This is a genomic window from Streptococcus sp. SCPM-O-B-15304 (M98) (assembly GCF_058200215.1).
The window spans coordinates 73,757-89,102 of the sequence record NZ_JBYQGQ010000003.1 but is presented as its reverse complement, the minus strand read 5'-3'; the positions used below and the strand labels follow the sequence as shown (position 1 = coordinate 89,102).

Below are 15,346 nucleotides of genomic sequence, written 5' to 3'. Positions count from 1 at the left end.
CCCTCTGTGTGCCGAACGGTACGCACAGTGGTGTGAGAGGGGCTAGAGATTAGTCCCTAATCGATCTGTGATAACTTCTTCAAATAATCCTTGCTATCCTAATATCATCCAAAGAAAATCGATCCTCAAATTTAAACTGGGGGTTTGGGGGCGAAGCCACCAAGTTATCTTATCGTTGGCTGTCAAAACTAGAAGGTTTTGGTCGGCTGGCGATATGATTTTTGGGATATTGTGGACACAATATCTGAGCTCGCAAAGCCTTACAAGAATGAAAATCAGTTGGTGTAAAAGTGTACGGACATTGTACGGTAGCAGACATTGTCAGTACAGGTATTTTGGAAAGGAAGTAGCAGTATGAAACGAGACGTGCGTGATATTCGGAAACAATTTCGCCTAACAGATGAAGAGGAAAAGCAAATTTTAGCTTTGATGAGAGAGCAGGGAGATACTAATTTTTCAGATTTTCTCCGTAAAAGTTTACTCTCCTCTGATTTACAAAAACAGATAGAGATATGGTTCACCCTTTGGCAATCTCAAAAACTAGAACAAATCAGCCGTGATGTTCATGAGATTTTAATTTCGATCCAGTCAGAACGTCAAGTCACCCAGGAACATGTATCTATTCTCTTAACCTGCGTACAGGAATTGATTAAAGAAGTTGGCAACTCCATTCCTCTCAGTCAAGACTTCCAAGACAAATATATGAGGTAGACACATGGAACATCGTTACCGAATCAATCTCAAGAAAGTGTTTTTGTCTGATATTGAGTTGAACCAACTAAATAGAAATATCGACCAAAGTAGCTGCCAATCTTTTTCTGAATATGCGAGACGCACCCTACTTGACCCTGGAATGAATTTCATCACCATTGATACAAATGGCTACCAAGACTTAGTGTTTGAGTTGAAGAGGATTGGCAATAACATCAATCAGATTGCTCGAAGTGTGAACCAATCTCAGTTGATTTCTAGCGAAGAATTGCAAGAGTTGAAAAAGGGAATCGCTGAATTGATAAAAGAAGTTGAGAAAGAATTTACAATACAAGCTCAAAAGCTGAGGGAGTTCCATGGTCATCACTAAGCATTTTGCCATTCATGGAAAGAGTTATCGCAGAAAGCTCATCAAGTATATTCTCAATCCTGATAAAACAAAAAATCTTACCTTAGTGTCGGATTATGATATGAGGAATTTTCTGGACTTTCCTAGCTATGAGGAAATGGTGCAGATGTATCATGAAAATTTTATCAACAATGACACGCTTTACGATTTTCGACACGATAGGCTGGAGGAGAAACAACGACAAATCCATGCTCATCATATTATTCAGTCCTTTTCGCCAGAGGACAATCTCACTCCTGAACAAATCAATCAGATTGGTTATGAGACCATGAAAGAATTGACTAGTGGAAAGTTTCGCTTTATCGTTGCGACCCACGTTGATAAAGACCATCTGCATAATCACATCATTATAAACTCGGTTGACAGCAATTCTGACAAAAAACTTAAGTGGGATTATAAAGTGGAGCGAAATCTTCGAATGATTTCAGATAGATTTTCTAAAATTGCAGGGGCGAAAATTATAGAGAATCGCTATTCTCACCAGCAGTATGAAGTTTATCGCAAGACCAATCACAAGTATGAACTCAAGCAGCGACTCTATTTTTTGATGGAACATTCTAGAGACTTTGAGGATTTCAAAAAGAATGCTCCACTACTACATGTAGAAATGGATTTTAGCCACAAGCATGCGACCTTTTTTATGACGGACTCATCCATGAAACAGGTGGTGCGTGGCAATAAACTCAATCGCAAGCAACCTTATACAGAAGAATTTTTTAAGAATTACTTTGCCAAAAGGGAAATGGAAGAACTCATGGAATTTCTCTTATCAAAGGCTGAGAATATAGATGACTTGATTGAAACTGCGAAACTTTTTGATCTAACTATCATTCCCAAACAAAAGCATGTGTATTTCCAGTTGGCAGGAGTGGAGGTGAAAGAGACAGAACTAGACCAGAAAAATCTTTATGGTGTAGAATTTTTCCAAGATTATTTTGAGAGTAGAAAAGATTGGCAAAATCCAGAAATTGAGGATTTGGTTCAATTTTATCAAGAAGAAAAATTTTCCAAAGAAAAAGAACTCCCAAGAGATGAGAAGTTCTGGGAATCCTATCAAGAGTTCAAGAGCAACAGAGATGCCGTTCATGAGTTTGAGGTAGAGTTGTCACTCAATCAAATTGAAAAAGTAGTAGATGATGGTATTTACATCAAGGTCAAGTTTGGTATTCGTCAGGAGGGGCTTATCTTTGTGCCGAATATGCAGCTCGATATTGAAGAGGAGAAGGTGAAAGTTTTTATTAGAGAAACTAGCTCCTACTATGTCTATCATAAAGACGATCCTGAGAAGAATCGCTACATGAAAGGTCGAACCTTGATTAGACAGTTCAGCTCTGAAAATCAAACGATTCCATTCCGCAGAAAAACGACAGTCGATATGATTAAAGAGAAGATTGAGGAAGTGTATACTTTACTTGAGCTGGATATGGATAAGCACTCTTATATTACAATTAAAGATGATTTAATTCATGAATTGGCAGCTTCAGAATTGAGAATCAATGCTTTGCAAGAACGAGTGACAACCTTAAATCAAGTAGCAGAATATTTACTGGCTTCAGTTGAAAATAAGCAAAAAATGAAATTGAATCTTTCAAAATTGAATATAACTGATAAAATTGGCATTGATGTTGTTGAGAAGGAATTGAATGAGTTAGGTATCCAGATAGAATTAGAGAGCAATAGATATGAGAATATCGTATTTAAAGTGAATAAGTTTATCAATCGTTTGAGTAAGAAAATTTCAAAAGAAGAAGGGATATGTTTTCAAAAATAGGAACCCAGACAACCATTATATAAAATGTGTATCTTTTATAAAACATATTTGGAATTATGATAATTTTTATTGCATCAGTCGTAGATTTAGTTATCACATACGATACAAAAAAATCATCATTTTGAGCAAATATCTCCTTATATTTATTCACTTATTTCCTTACTAGTTTTTTTATTGATTTGTTGGATAAATTCAACTGCTCAATGGTTTTATCTTATCGTTTACTCTTATTTATCATTTTTCTTTTCAATCTCTTTGCCAAGATGAACCTGACTTCAACTATCAAACTGGAGCAGGTGGAGAAATAAATCTGGAAAGACTACATTATTAAAAAGTATAGTAAATCAAGAAATAGATGGATATTTTTCAAAAGGTTTAAAAATTGGGTATTATAGTCAAGAATTAAATACACTAGACCAAGATAAAACACTCTTTGATAATATATATGAAACAAGTAGTCATAATAAACAATTAATTATAAACTTTCTTGCAATGCTAGATTTAAAATTTGATAAAATATTTGTTCCGTTTGGCAAGCTCTCTGGGGGTGAGCAAGTTAAAGGCCAACTTGCATCAGTCCTTCTGAGCGATTCAAATTTTCTTATTTTAGATGAACCAACAAACTTTCTTGATATTACCTCACTTAATGCACTAGAAAAATTCTTATTAAGTTATCCAGGTTCGATACTTTTGGTTTGTCATGACACATATTTTCAAGAAAGATTACATTTTAAAAAGTTATGCATTCTAAATAATAACTTGCTTCTAGAGGATTACTTTGAAGGTTGATTTAGTAAACTAAATAGGTGAACCATTTTATTTTTTTGATAGCTAATCAATATCCATGATGTAAAAAGCAGCGTAAAATCGTTGCTTTTTTTCTTTGTACGACTTATCCCGTGAGGTCTCATGGGAGTAAATAAGACGTAGTAACAACTAATCATAAGAAGTACCCTCGCCTATTGTTGTTATCAACTTATTCTTCGTTGAATAACAATGGCTGGGGCAGGCTCTCAGCCGAAGCCATAGTAGTGATGAAATTTCTGTAATGGAAAGGAATTCTCTTGTTACCCTTTGATAGAAGATCTTGGTATTGATTTTTACTTTGAGGATACCTATGCTTCTTGGCAAAGGGGAAATAACGAAACCTCCAATGGTTTACTCAGAGAATATTCCCCTAAGAAGGCTGATTTAACAAGCTTTAGTGATGAAGACTTGTTCTCAGCACTGTTTCATATCAACCATCTACCACGCAAATGTTTAGGTTACAGAACACCCTTCGAGGTACTTTCAAATAAGTGGTAAAAATGTTGCACTTATTCTTGCAATTTATCTTTTAAAAAAATAGGGGTAATCAGAGAAACATGGGTGCTTCATACTAGAAAAAGCTTGTAAAGATTGAAAAAAAGATGTAAAATGTTTGAAAATACAAAAAAACTATTTAAAGCTAGAATTTTCACAAGATAATTTAAAAGTGATTCAAAGTAATTTAAAAGTTGAGCGTTTTCTTTTATCACTAATTGTACGATGTTTTGCAATGATATCTCAAAAAAATAATATTCAAGTTATGTTAGAAGGGCATGGACGAATGTTTAAAGACTTTTTAGAAAATGTTATTGATGTAGTTGGGTGGTTTACTTCAGAATATCCAATAAATTTTGATGTAAAAAGAGATTTTGTTGCTCAATGTGATGAAATTGAAAGAAGAATGTTAGCAGTTCCAAATAATGGCCTCATGTATAGCAAGGTGAAAAAATCTTTATCAAAGGTTGCTTGCCCAGATATATTATTTAATTATTTGGGTGACTCTTTTGCAGATACTTCATGGAAAGTTTTAAAAAGAACTAATTATTCAATTAATAACATGATATCGGATAATAATTATCAAAAATCAATTTTTATGGTACTTCTTGAAAAGACAGACAATGCATTTGAAATTAGTATTACTAGCGACTCACAACACTATTCACTAGAATTCATGGAAGAGTTTTGTAAACTAGTCAAACAAGAATTTGAGAATTTTTTATCTTGAATATCATGGGAGGGATATTTAGATGGAATCAAAAAACAACAAATTAGAAAAAAAGAATATTTTTCTATTAATTATCAGTAGTCAATTAAATGAATTTGGCACTACAATTTATGATTACGCCAATAAATTGGTTATAGCTTCTTCGGAGAGTAAATCAAATTACTACATGAGGATTTATCAATTTTCAGAGATCATTGTACAATTGTTATTCAGCCTTTTTGGAGGTGTATTTGCGGACAGTAAGAATAAGAAAAAAATATTAATTGTTACTGATTTTATAGCTAGTTTACTTACCTTTATAGTTTTTATGTTTTATAGTGAAAGTAATGTATATATGTTGATAGTTACAAATATTTGTTTAGCGATTCTATATGCATTTAATGCTCCTGCTTATAGAGCAATAGTAGGAGATTTATTAAGTAAAAATAACATTATTAAATATAATTCTTATTCAAAATCAATTTCGGAATTTTTGAGTATCCTATCTCCAGTTATTGGGATCCTCACGATAGCATTAGTAGGATATAAATATGGAATGCTAATTAATTCTCTTAGCTTTTTATTATCTGGGTGTTTATCAGTTTTTTTCACTGAATTAAATTTTTTTGATGACTCTCCCCAAAAATCTGACGCCTTTTCAATAAAGTATGGATTTAGTTACATTTATAACAATAAAGAGTTACTTCTTTTACTGATTTCAAGTTCGATGATTAACTTCTTTTCATCAGGAATAAACTTTTATTTACCGTTTATTAATAAAATGTACGATTTGGATAAGTTATATGGCATGATTTTAATTGGTCAAGCAGTTGGGAATATTATTGGGGCTGTATCGAATAATTTTTTTAAAAGAAGTTTTTCGTCAAACCAATATAGTACATTCCTTTTGATATCATCTTTACCACTGATTATGATTCCTTTAGTGAAGATCTGGTCGATTACTTTACTTTTGTTTTCATTATCATCATTAGCTATGACAATTTTTAATGTTCAAATGCTATCGTATTTACAGTCTACAATTGAAAAGGAATATTTAGGAAGGGTATTTAGTATAATTGCATTTTTTGCTTTAATGTTAATGCCTTTAGGAACGGTTGTATTTTCATATTTTAACTTTAAAACATTACTTGTTTTTGGAGTTGTAGGAGTAGGTGACTTACTAACTTGTATACTCTTAAAACTTGCATTGAAGAGTTTAAAATGAATTCGAAATGGCATTGAAGTAATTACTATGATGAGTTATTCAATCGGTGTTGATTTTTGTAAAAAATAGACAGAGAAAAAACTTCTGTCATATTATGACAATTTCCTAGCTTTTTCTGAAAGTGACATATACTTTTCTTAGGAGAAAGCTAGATGTACTAACGGATAAGAGATTTGAGAGAAGATCACGATTTCACCCAAAAATTTGTTGCAAATTTACTTTCCTTCCCTCATACAAATTATGCACAATTGAGAGAGGAGAGGTTGCCCTAACGGCAGATGTCCTTGTGCAACTTTCTAAACTCTATAACGTTAGTACGGATTACCTATTAGGGTTAACAGATTGTCCAGATATGATAAAACATAAAATGAAATAGTCTCTCCTTGATTTGTTCATTGACAATTGAATAAACCGAGGTGGGACTTTCTTATTTGTCGAGCAATTTAGTGATATACGCCGTGATAGGTGCGAAAATTATTAGCTATAAAATAGAGTGGTTCTCTATCTGTCATGACACAAGTGAGGACAATGATACTTCTAACCGTTTAGGCTGCCATCGTAAAAAGATAGTGGGTGAAACTCCCATGAGTAGTAATATCACCAGTCATTCCCACTGGGATCAACTTAGAGTAACTTGTTATTAGGAGGGAATGTTTTGGAATAATCAGTAGTAAAATATAGTGTGCAACTTTCAATGCTTAATTTTTTATACTCCTGAAATATGCTGACTAATATTCACATAATCAAAATGTTGGAATTTATAAGTGTGAATAAAAATTTTCATACTATGTCTCCTTGGTTTTTCTTTCTTCACTTATGTGAACTCTGTCAGAAAGTCAGGCTAAATCTTATTTAGTTATAAGTAATGGCTAACTTCTATAGATTGATAATGAAAATTCTAGATTGGATTTGCATAATACTGTTATCAGTAGATCTTCTATCATTGATTTGTTTCACCGGTGTTACAGAATCTCGGTTAGTTTTACAAGTAAAAATAGAATGTTTTCTATCCTAACAACGAGCAGTATAAGCAGTTTTTTCCTTTGTTTAAATAAAACTAAAATTTAGTATTGTTCAGCTTCAGAGAAGTGCTTGTATGATTGATTTGTGAACATTTTCCTATAATTTTGTAATATTTTTGAGACTATAATATATTAGATAAACATGTCTTTTGTGTTTCACTTGATTTTACAATAAGACTAATTTTTGAAAGTCAGTAATTTTAAATAGTTGATAAAATCTTTGCTCCCAGACGGTTAATAGATATGCTTATGAGAAGTGTTTAATAAATTAATTTTAGTTCAAAATGTCCAGTTTGGACACTTTGAAAGATATCTTAGTTTTATATATTATACTTTTCTCAGGAGAAAGCTAGATGTACAGACGTTTGAGAGATTTGAGGGAAGATCACGATTTAACCCAAAAACAAATAGCTAAAATACTTTCGTTTACAAACTCAGCTTATGCTAAAATTGAACGGGGTGAGCATGCCTTGACGGCAGATGTATTGGTAACTCTCTCAAGCTTTTACGATGTCAGTACAGACTATCTATTGGGATTGACAGATTTTCCTGATAAAATTCGCTTTAGAAAATAATCTCCTCAATTTCATAGAGTGTGAAAATGAGGAGATTTTTTATTTGTTCTTTGACAATTAAATAGTCCAAAATGGTACTTTCCTCATTTGTGGAGCAGATTTGAATGGTTCGCCATGACAAGAGCGATTTTAAAACCATCAATAAAATAGAGCGATACTTTATATGCCATGATACAAATGATATACAATGATACTTCTGACCGTTCAGGCTGCCACCGTAAAAGAGCAGCAAGTGTAATTCTTATGATGACTTCATCAGTCATGCCATGGAGGTGAAAAAATCTAAGAAAGGAAGTAGTAAAATCATGGAAACAGTAAACTATAAAGATTTAGTTGCGATTGGTTTTCCAGAGCACACATCTAGAAATATTATTAGACAAGCAAAAAAGATTGCTGTAAAAAAGTTTGAAGAAGCTAGAAAAAATGATAAGAATGCGGTACAATTAGGATGTTCACCTTTCGATAATAAAAGGTTAGGCATTGCTCCTAAAAATATTGTAGAAAATTTAATTGGTATTTCTTTTTCAGATATAGAAGGTGAGAAAAATGGTTATATCAAAGACAAAGAAATATAAAGGTGTATACAAAGATTCAAAAGGAAAAATTTACTTTCAAATTGAATTAGGAGTTGATCCAATAACTGGGAAAAGAATTCAAAAGAAAGGAAGGAAAAATCAACAGGGACTACCGTTTAATTCTTTTAAGGAAGCTTATGAAGAGATACTTCGTTTAAAACATGAATTTGTGAACTCTACTATTAATAATAGTTTTCTAACTTTTAGAGAGTTTATGGAAGAGATTTATTTAAAATATTATCAACAAAAAGTTCAATTTGTAACTTATCAGACCGCTTTACCACATCATCAGTTATTTATTAAGCAATTTGGTAGTAAAAAATTATCAGATATTAGTACTATTGACTGTGAGAGATTTCGCTTAGCTATTATAGACAAGTATTCTAGTAACTATGCTAAAAATATGTGGTCTAGATTTAAAGCATGTCTGGGCTATGCAGAAAGATTGGGTTATATTGATAGAGTTCCTTTTAAAGGATTAGATAATCCTAGAGGAAAGCACCCTGATACAAAATTTTGGACATTTGATGAATTTAAGAAGGTAATAAACTCTTTCGATATTAGTGAGTATGAGGGACTCCATAATTACATGACGATCTGGTTATATTTTATGACTGGCTTAAGAGTTAGTGAGGGTATTGCTCTTAAATGGGAAGACATTGATTTTGAACGTAAATGGATTCATGTTCATTCGACAATTGAGAAAGACAAAAACGGTGTATGGTATGCTAAACAACAAACAAAGACAGTAGCAGGGAATCGTAAAATTGATTTAGATGATTTTACGATTACAATACTTAAAAAGTGGCGAGAAGTTCAAATCAAGAATGATGATAAAGATTATGTAATATCACGTTTTGGTGCCCCCTTGTGTAAGTCTACAATTTCTAGGATAATAAAAAGGCATGCTAAGATTACTGGTGTACCAGAAATTACGGGGAAAGGATTAAGACATAGTCATGCATCTTATCTTATAAATGTGTTACATAAGGATACTTTATATGTTTCATATCGATTAGGACACGCTGATAAGTCAACCACGTTGAATACATATAGTCATTGGTATTATTCAGGTGATTCAACAATTTCAGAAGAGATTACAAGCAGTTTAGATAATCTTGGATTATCAATTTACCTACCAAATTCCTGCCAAAGTTGAAAATGGAGGAATTAACCCACTAATACTGGGAGAAAATAAGATTAGCAAATTGTTACTCTTAAATAATAGAGCAACTACATTCGTAGCTTAAAAACATGATTAGACCGCTAGTCTTAGGATTAGCGGTTTTTCTTTTTGTTCAAAAAGGGACATAAATGGGGCAGTTAAATTAATTTGGCTAAGAAATATATAGGACTAGTGATAAAATAATTTTACTTTTTCATTCCTTTTTGTTATAATAGACGACAAGAAAGAATATCTTATCAGTAAATCCCAAGCGAGCCTGTGGTAGTGGAAGTCAGGTGGTTGAGAGATAAGTGTGGCGCTTTTGGTATTTTAATAAAGATAATGAAGTAATAAATTAGGGTGGAACCGCGTTTTTAACGCCCCTAGTCGCAAGGCTTGGGTGTTGAAATTCGGTTCTTTTTGAATTCGTCTAATGCCTAAGTAGAAAGGAGTACAATGCTTAAAGGATCTTGTTTATGTAAAGCAGTGACTTACACTCTAGATGAGGAATTATCTGAATTAGTTTTTTGCCACTGTTCATTCTGTCGGAAAGCAACTGCGTCTGCCTATACAGTTAATGCCAAAGTTAGCAGTAAAAATCTAGTATTGCATGGAAAAGAAAAGCTTGTTACGTATAGTTCTTCTCCAGGAAAACAGCGTTATTACTGCCAGAACTGTCATAGTCAAATTTTCACTGTTCAAGAAAATATACCAGAAGTCTGTGCTTTGAAATTAGGTACAATAGATGAATGCAATCAGAATTTACAAACTGTTCCCAAACGTCATATTTTTCAGGATCCAGCTTTTTCTTGGTTGCTTGATAAATAAACCTAAAAAGATAATATAAATTAAAGGAGTAAAACATGTCCAAAAAACTAACCTTCCAGGAAATTATCCTTACTTTGCAACAATACTGGAATGATCAGGGTTGTATGCTTATGCAGGCTTATGATAATGAAAAAGGTGCGGGAACCATGAGTCCTTACACTTTCCTTCGTGCCATTGGTCCTGAACCATGGAACGCAGCTTATGTAGAGCCATCACGTCGTCCAGCAGACGGTCGTTACGGGGAAAATCCAAACCGTCTTTACCAACACCATCAATTCCAAGTGGTCATGAAACCATCACCTTCAAACATCCAAGAGCTCTACCTTGAGTCATTGGAAAAATTGGGAATCAATCCTTTGGAACACGATATTCGTTTCGTTGAAGATAACTGGGAAAACCCATCAACTGGTTCAGCTGGTCTTGGATGGGAAGTGTGGCTTGATGGTATGGAAATCACTCAGTTCACTTACTTCCAACAAGTCGGTGGTTTGGCAACTGGACCTGTTACCGCTGAAGTTACTTATGGTTTAGAGCGTTTGGCTTCTTACATTCAAGAAGTTGACTCAGTTTACGATATTGAGTGGGCTCCAGGTGTTAAATACGGTGAAATTTTCCTTCAACCAGAATATGAGCACTCAAAATACAGCTTTGAAGTTTCAGATCAAGACATGCTTCTTGAAAACTTCGAAAAATTTGAAAAAGAAGCAGGACGTGCTTTGGAATTGGGCCTAGTTCACCCTGCCTATGACTACGTTTTGAAATGTTCACACACCTTCAACTTGCTTGATGCTCGTGGAGCAGTATCCGTTACAGAACGTGCTGGTTATATCGCTCGTATTCGTAACTTGGCCCGTGTTGTAGCTAAAACATTCGTAGCTGAACGCAAGAAACTCGGTTACCCACTTCTTGACGAAGCTACACGCGCTCAACTCCTAGCAGAAGAGGAATAATAAAAACAGTTACAAGAATAGAAAAAGGGCGAACAAAGTGAGCCTGTATGGCACTCAGAGGCAAGTCGAAGACTTGCTAAAGGGATAGGCACCGCCGTACTGATATCTGGGGATTTTTGAAACTTTAGGTTCAAAAATCAGTTGGCTAAATCCACTTTGATGAGACTGTTGGAAATCTTTGTCAAGAAGACAGAAGATTTCCCCACAGACTTACAAAGTTAGTTAGCAAGGTCCCCAGTACCTAAGGTGCCTATCAAAAAGAAGAAATATTGTAAAGGAAAAAACATGGCAAAAAACTTATTAGTAGAACTAGGACTTGAAGAGTTACCAGCCTACGTTGTTACACCAAGTGAAAAACAACTAGGTGAAAAAATGGCAGCCTTTTTGAATAATAACCGCCTTTCATACGAAGGAATTCAAACTTTTTCAACTCCACGTCGTTTGGCTGTTCGCGTACTTGGCTTGGCAGACCAACAAACAGATTTGACTGAAGATTTTAAAGGACCTTCTAAAAAAATTGCTTTGGATGCAGAAGGAAATTTCTCTAAAGCAGCGCAAGGGTTTGTCCGTGGTAAAGGCTTGACTGTAGATGATATCGAATTCCGTGAAATTAAGGGTGAAGAATATGTCTACGTAACTAAGCATGAGGCTGGAAAACCAGCTGAGGAAGTTTTGACTGGAATTCCAGAAGTATTGGCTAGCTTAAGCTTCCCAGTAAGTATGCACTGGGCAAACAATACCTTTGAATATATCCGTCCAGTCCATACGTTGACAGTTCTTTTGGATGATGTGGCACTCGATATGGATTTCTTAGATATTCATTCAGGAAGAGTTAGCCGTGGACATCGTTTCCTTGGTCACGAAGTAGAAATTCAGCATGCTGACAGCTATGAAGAAGACCTGCGCAAAGTTTATGTTATTGCAGATAGCATTGAACGCGAAAATATGATTCGTGAACAAATTAAGGCTATCGAAGCTGCAGAAGGTGTTCAGGTACAAATTGATGAAGGACTCTTGAATGAAGTTCTGAATTTGGTTGAATACCCAACTGCCTTCATGGGGAATTTTGATCCTAAGTACCTAGAGGTTCCAGAAGAAGTTTTGGTCACTTCAATGGAAACTCACCAACGCTACTTTGTAGTACGTGACCTTGATGGAAATCTAAAACCAAACTTTATTTCTGTTCGTAACGGAAATGCAGAGTATTTGGATAATGTTATCCGAGGAAATGAGAAAGTCTTAGTTGCACGTCTGGAAGATGGAGAATTCTTCTGGCGTGAAGACCAAAAACTCAAGATTGAAGATCTTGTAGCCAAGTTATCTCATGTAACTTTCCACGAAAAGATTGGTTCACTTCGTGAGCACATGATTCGTACTGGGCAAATTGCTATTCTTTTGGCAGAAAAAGCAGGTTTATCAGTTGATGAAACTGTTGACCTTGCTCGTGCTGCAGCCATTTATAAGTTTGACCTCTTGACTGGTATGGTTGGTGAATTTGATGAGCTTCAAGGGATCATGGGTGAGAAATATGCTCTTCTCGCTGGTGAGAATGCAGCAGTAGCACAAGCTATTCGTGAACACTACCTTCCAGATTCTGCAGATGGTGCTCTTCCTGAGTCTAAAGTCGGAGCTATCCTTGCACTAGCTGATAAATTGGATACTCTCTTGTCCTTCTTCTCTGTTGGTTTGATTCCATCTGGTTCAAATGACCCTTATGCTCTTCGTCGAGCAACACAAGGGATTGTCCGTATCTTGGAAGACTTTGGCTGGAATATTCCAATGGACGAATTGATTGCTAGCCTTTATGCTTTATCATTTGATAGCCTAACTTACGATAATCAAGAAGAAGTGCTTAACTTCATCAAAGCTCGTGTTGATAAGATGATGGGTTCTACTGCAAAAGATATTAAGGAAGCTGTTCTAGCAAGCTCAAACTTTGTTGTTGCAGATATGATTGAAGCAGCAGAAGCACTGAAAGAAGCATCTCTAAATAGTGACTACAAACCAGCTGTTGAATCCTTATCTCGTGCCTTTAACCTAGCGGAAAAAGCAGAAGGTTCAGTCAAAGTTGATACTAGTCTCTTTGAAAATGAACAGGAAAAAGAACTAGCTCAAGCAGTAGAAAATCTAGAATTGAAAGGTTCAGCTAGTGATAAATTAACGCAGTTATTTGCTCTTAGTCCTGTTATTGATGCATTCTTTGACAATACTATGGTTATGGCAGAGGATGTTGATGTTAAGAATAATCGCCTAGCTATTCTAACTGAACTTGTGAATAAAGCAAAAACTGTCGCTGCTTTTAATCTTCTTAATACAAAATAGAAATTAAAAAGTAGATTGGAGGTCCAAATATGACACCAGAAAAAATCGCTCGTATTAATGAGCTTGCCAAAAAGAAAAAAACAGAAGGCTTGACTGCAGAAGAAAAAGTAGAACAAGCTAAACTTCGTGAGGAATATATCGAAGGCTATCGTCGTTCGGTTCGTCATCACATTGAAGGAATCAAAATCGTAGATGAAGATGGAAATGATGTGACTCCTGAAAAACTTCGTCAGGTACAACGTGAAAAAGGCTTGCATGGTCGTAGTCTTGACGATCCAAATTCATAATTTTGAGATATAGAAAACTCGGTTAGGGAAATCTAACCGAGTCTTTGTTTTTTTAAAAGGAACCTAAAGAGGTTCCTTTAGTATTAAATTTTATACTCTTCGAAAATCAAATTCAAACCACATCAGCTTCACCTTGCCGTATATATGTTACTGACTTCGTCAGTTCTATCTACAACCTCAAAGCAGTACTTTGAGCAACCTGCGGCTAGCTTCCTAGTTTGCTCTTTGATTTTCATTGAGTATTAGTTACTTGCACCAGAAGTAGCGTCTGCATCTCCATGGCCGCCGTCAGCTGAGTCAGAAGCCCCAGAAGTAGCATCTGCGTCGCCATGACCTCCAGCAGCAGGAGCAAAAGGTCCGCTACCACCTACCAAGCGTTGACCTGTTTCTTTCAAGTACCAGTCAAGCCATGGTTGGAAGTTAAAGACAATTTCATTGATACCAGCATATGAACCGTCAGGATAGTACATAGCTTGGTAGTTGTGAGTGTTGATAACACCAGCAGGTGAACCAGGAACGATTGTACGTACGTATTCTTGGTTACCATTGCGAAGTGTTCCAATAACCCACTCAACATTTTTCATACGTGCTGGTGGGAGAGAACCGTGAACGGTTGACATACGGCTACCAGATTGAGATGGTACACGTTTTGCAAACATTGTATCAGGATCTTGGTGAGCATTGTTGTAGTAGAGGAATTGGTTGTTATCGTCAGCGTATGTCAATTCAAAAGGCATAGCTTTCAAGAACATATCGATTTGGTTAACAGTCAAGATACCATGGTCAAGTTTAACATATGTATCACCTGAAACAGCACCTGTGATTTCTGCAACTTTTTCTACCCAGTTTGGATCGTCAGGATCAACTTCTGTAATAGTTGTAGCGATTGGTTTTCCACAATCCAAGTCTTCTGGTTCAATTGGTTTTGGTTTTTTCAATTTAGAAACGACTCCTACGTATTTGACAAAGTTATCTAAACAAGTTTCAAGGAATTTAACAGTTCCTTCGTTGATAATATTTCCGTTAGCATCAAAAGCTTCTTTAGCTTTTCCAAGAAGGAATTCATTCCCTGGAAGAGTATAGGCATTTACACCTGGAGCGTCAAGAATCTTACGAAGGTGAACTTGCGCACGAGAAGTTCCTTGGTCGTAGTAAGAAGCACCCACGATCATCACTGGTTTGTTTTCGAATGGATGTACTTCATATGAAAGCCATTCAAGAACTGACTTGAGTGAAGCAGAAATTGTATGGTTGTGCTCAGGAGTAGCAATAATCACACCATCAGCACGAGTAATTTTGTTGTAAAGAAGGCGCAACTGGAAGCTTTCGTCCCATTTTTCGTCTTGGTTAAACATTGGAACTTCATCGATTTCAAGAACTTCTAATTCAAATTTTAGTTTGAAGTTACGACGGATGAATTCCAAGAGTTTGCGGTTATATGATTGGTCGTAGTTTGATCCAACAAGTCCAACAAATTTCATTCTTTCGATCTCCT

13 protein-coding genes and 3 pseudogenes are annotated in these 15,346 nt (G+C 35.2%); 15 read left to right on the top strand and 1 reads right to left on the bottom strand.

The window, feature by feature from the left end:
• Window positions 1-354: 354 nt before the first annotated feature.
• The 15 genes and pseudogenes from AC3E7H_RS02735 (at window position 355) to AC3E7H_RS02665 (ending at window position 13,851) form a co-directional block, all read left to right on the top strand.
• On the top strand, window positions 355-711 hold the full coding sequence (locus tag AC3E7H_RS02735; RefSeq protein ID WP_000817622.1) for an SAG1252 family conjugative relaxosome accessory protein: 357 nt from the start codon (window positions 355-357) through the stop codon (window positions 709-711).
• A 4-nt stretch (window positions 712-715) separates the two neighbouring features.
• A complete protein-coding gene (locus tag AC3E7H_RS02730) occupies window positions 716-1,081 on the top strand; it encodes a MobC family plasmid mobilization relaxosome protein (protein WP_000401233.1) in 366 nt (121 codons plus the stop codon).
• Window positions 1,068-2,891 carry an SAG1250 family conjugative relaxase gene (locus AC3E7H_RS02725; protein ID WP_070586235.1) on the top strand — a complete coding sequence of 608 codons (1,824 nt, stop codon included), beginning with the start codon at window positions 1,068-1,070 and terminating at the stop codon, window positions 2,889-2,891. Before AC3E7H_RS02730 ends, AC3E7H_RS02725 begins: the two co-directional genes overlap by 14 nt.
• A gap of 315 nt (window positions 2,892-3,206) precedes the next feature.
• Window positions 3,207-3,680: pseudogene (locus AC3E7H_RS02720) on the top strand (ATP-binding cassette domain-containing protein); the annotation flags it as partial.
• 261 nt (window positions 3,681-3,941) lie between these two features.
• Window positions 3,942-4,196 (top strand): annotated as a pseudogene (locus AC3E7H_RS02715) (transposase); the annotation flags it as partial.
• A gap of 115 nt (window positions 4,197-4,311) precedes the next feature.
• Window positions 4,312-4,923: a condensation domain-containing protein gene (locus AC3E7H_RS02710; RefSeq protein ID WP_070586233.1), complete on the top strand. Its 612-nt coding sequence runs from the start codon at window positions 4,312-4,314 to the stop codon at window positions 4,921-4,923.
• Window positions 4,924-4,945: 22 nt separating this feature from the next.
• Window positions 4,946-6,127 (top strand): MFS transporter, encoded by a 1,182-nt coding sequence (locus AC3E7H_RS02705; RefSeq protein ID WP_070586232.1) that lies wholly within the window; start codon window positions 4,946-4,948, stop codon window positions 6,125-6,127.
• 164 nt (window positions 6,128-6,291) lie between these two features.
• Window positions 6,292-6,503: pseudogene (locus tag AC3E7H_RS02700) on the top strand (helix-turn-helix domain-containing protein).
• Window positions 6,504-7,502: 999 nt separating this feature from the next.
• Window positions 7,503-7,724, top strand: a complete 222-nt coding sequence (locus AC3E7H_RS02695) for a helix-turn-helix domain-containing protein (protein ID WP_049498444.1) — start codon at window positions 7,503-7,505, stop codon at window positions 7,722-7,724.
• Between the two features lie 305 nt (window positions 7,725-8,029).
• Window positions 8,030-8,299: a DUF3173 family protein gene (locus AC3E7H_RS02690; protein ID WP_000450956.1), complete on the top strand. Its 270-nt coding sequence runs from the start codon at window positions 8,030-8,032 to the stop codon at window positions 8,297-8,299.
• On the top strand, window positions 8,271-9,458 hold the full coding sequence (locus tag AC3E7H_RS02685; RefSeq protein ID WP_037612959.1) for a tyrosine-type recombinase/integrase: 1,188 nt from the start codon (window positions 8,271-8,273) through the stop codon (window positions 9,456-9,458). The genes AC3E7H_RS02690 and AC3E7H_RS02685 overlap by 29 nt, the downstream gene beginning before the upstream one ends.
• 462 nt (window positions 9,459-9,920) lie before the next feature.
• Window positions 9,921-10,292 (top strand): GFA family protein, encoded by a 372-nt coding sequence (locus tag AC3E7H_RS02680; RefSeq protein WP_000912014.1) that lies wholly within the window; start codon window positions 9,921-9,923, stop codon window positions 10,290-10,292.
• A 35-nt stretch (window positions 10,293-10,327) separates the two neighbouring features.
• Window positions 10,328-11,242 (top strand): glycine--tRNA ligase subunit alpha, encoded by a 915-nt coding sequence (gene glyQ / locus AC3E7H_RS02675; RefSeq protein ID WP_000038761.1) that lies wholly within the window; start codon window positions 10,328-10,330, stop codon window positions 11,240-11,242.
• Window positions 11,243-11,527: 285 nt separating this feature from the next.
• Complete coding sequence (gene glyS, locus AC3E7H_RS02670; protein WP_001107507.1) at window positions 11,528-13,564, top strand: glycine--tRNA ligase subunit beta; 2,037 nt, start codon at window positions 11,528-11,530, stop codon at window positions 13,562-13,564.
• A 29-nt stretch (window positions 13,565-13,593) separates the two neighbouring features.
• Window positions 13,594-13,851 carry a DUF896 family protein gene (locus tag AC3E7H_RS02665; protein WP_000187071.1) on the top strand — a complete coding sequence of 86 codons (258 nt, stop codon included), beginning with the start codon at window positions 13,594-13,596 and terminating at the stop codon, window positions 13,849-13,851.
• 242 nt (window positions 13,852-14,093) lie between these two features.
• Here AC3E7H_RS02665 and AC3E7H_RS02660 read toward each other — a convergent pair whose 3' ends face one another.
• Window positions 14,094-15,332, bottom strand: a complete 1,239-nt coding sequence (locus AC3E7H_RS02660) for an NAD(P)H-dependent oxidoreductase (protein WP_000673684.1) — start codon at window positions 15,330-15,332, stop codon at window positions 14,094-14,096.
• Between the last annotated feature and the right edge of the window lie 14 nt (window positions 15,333-15,346).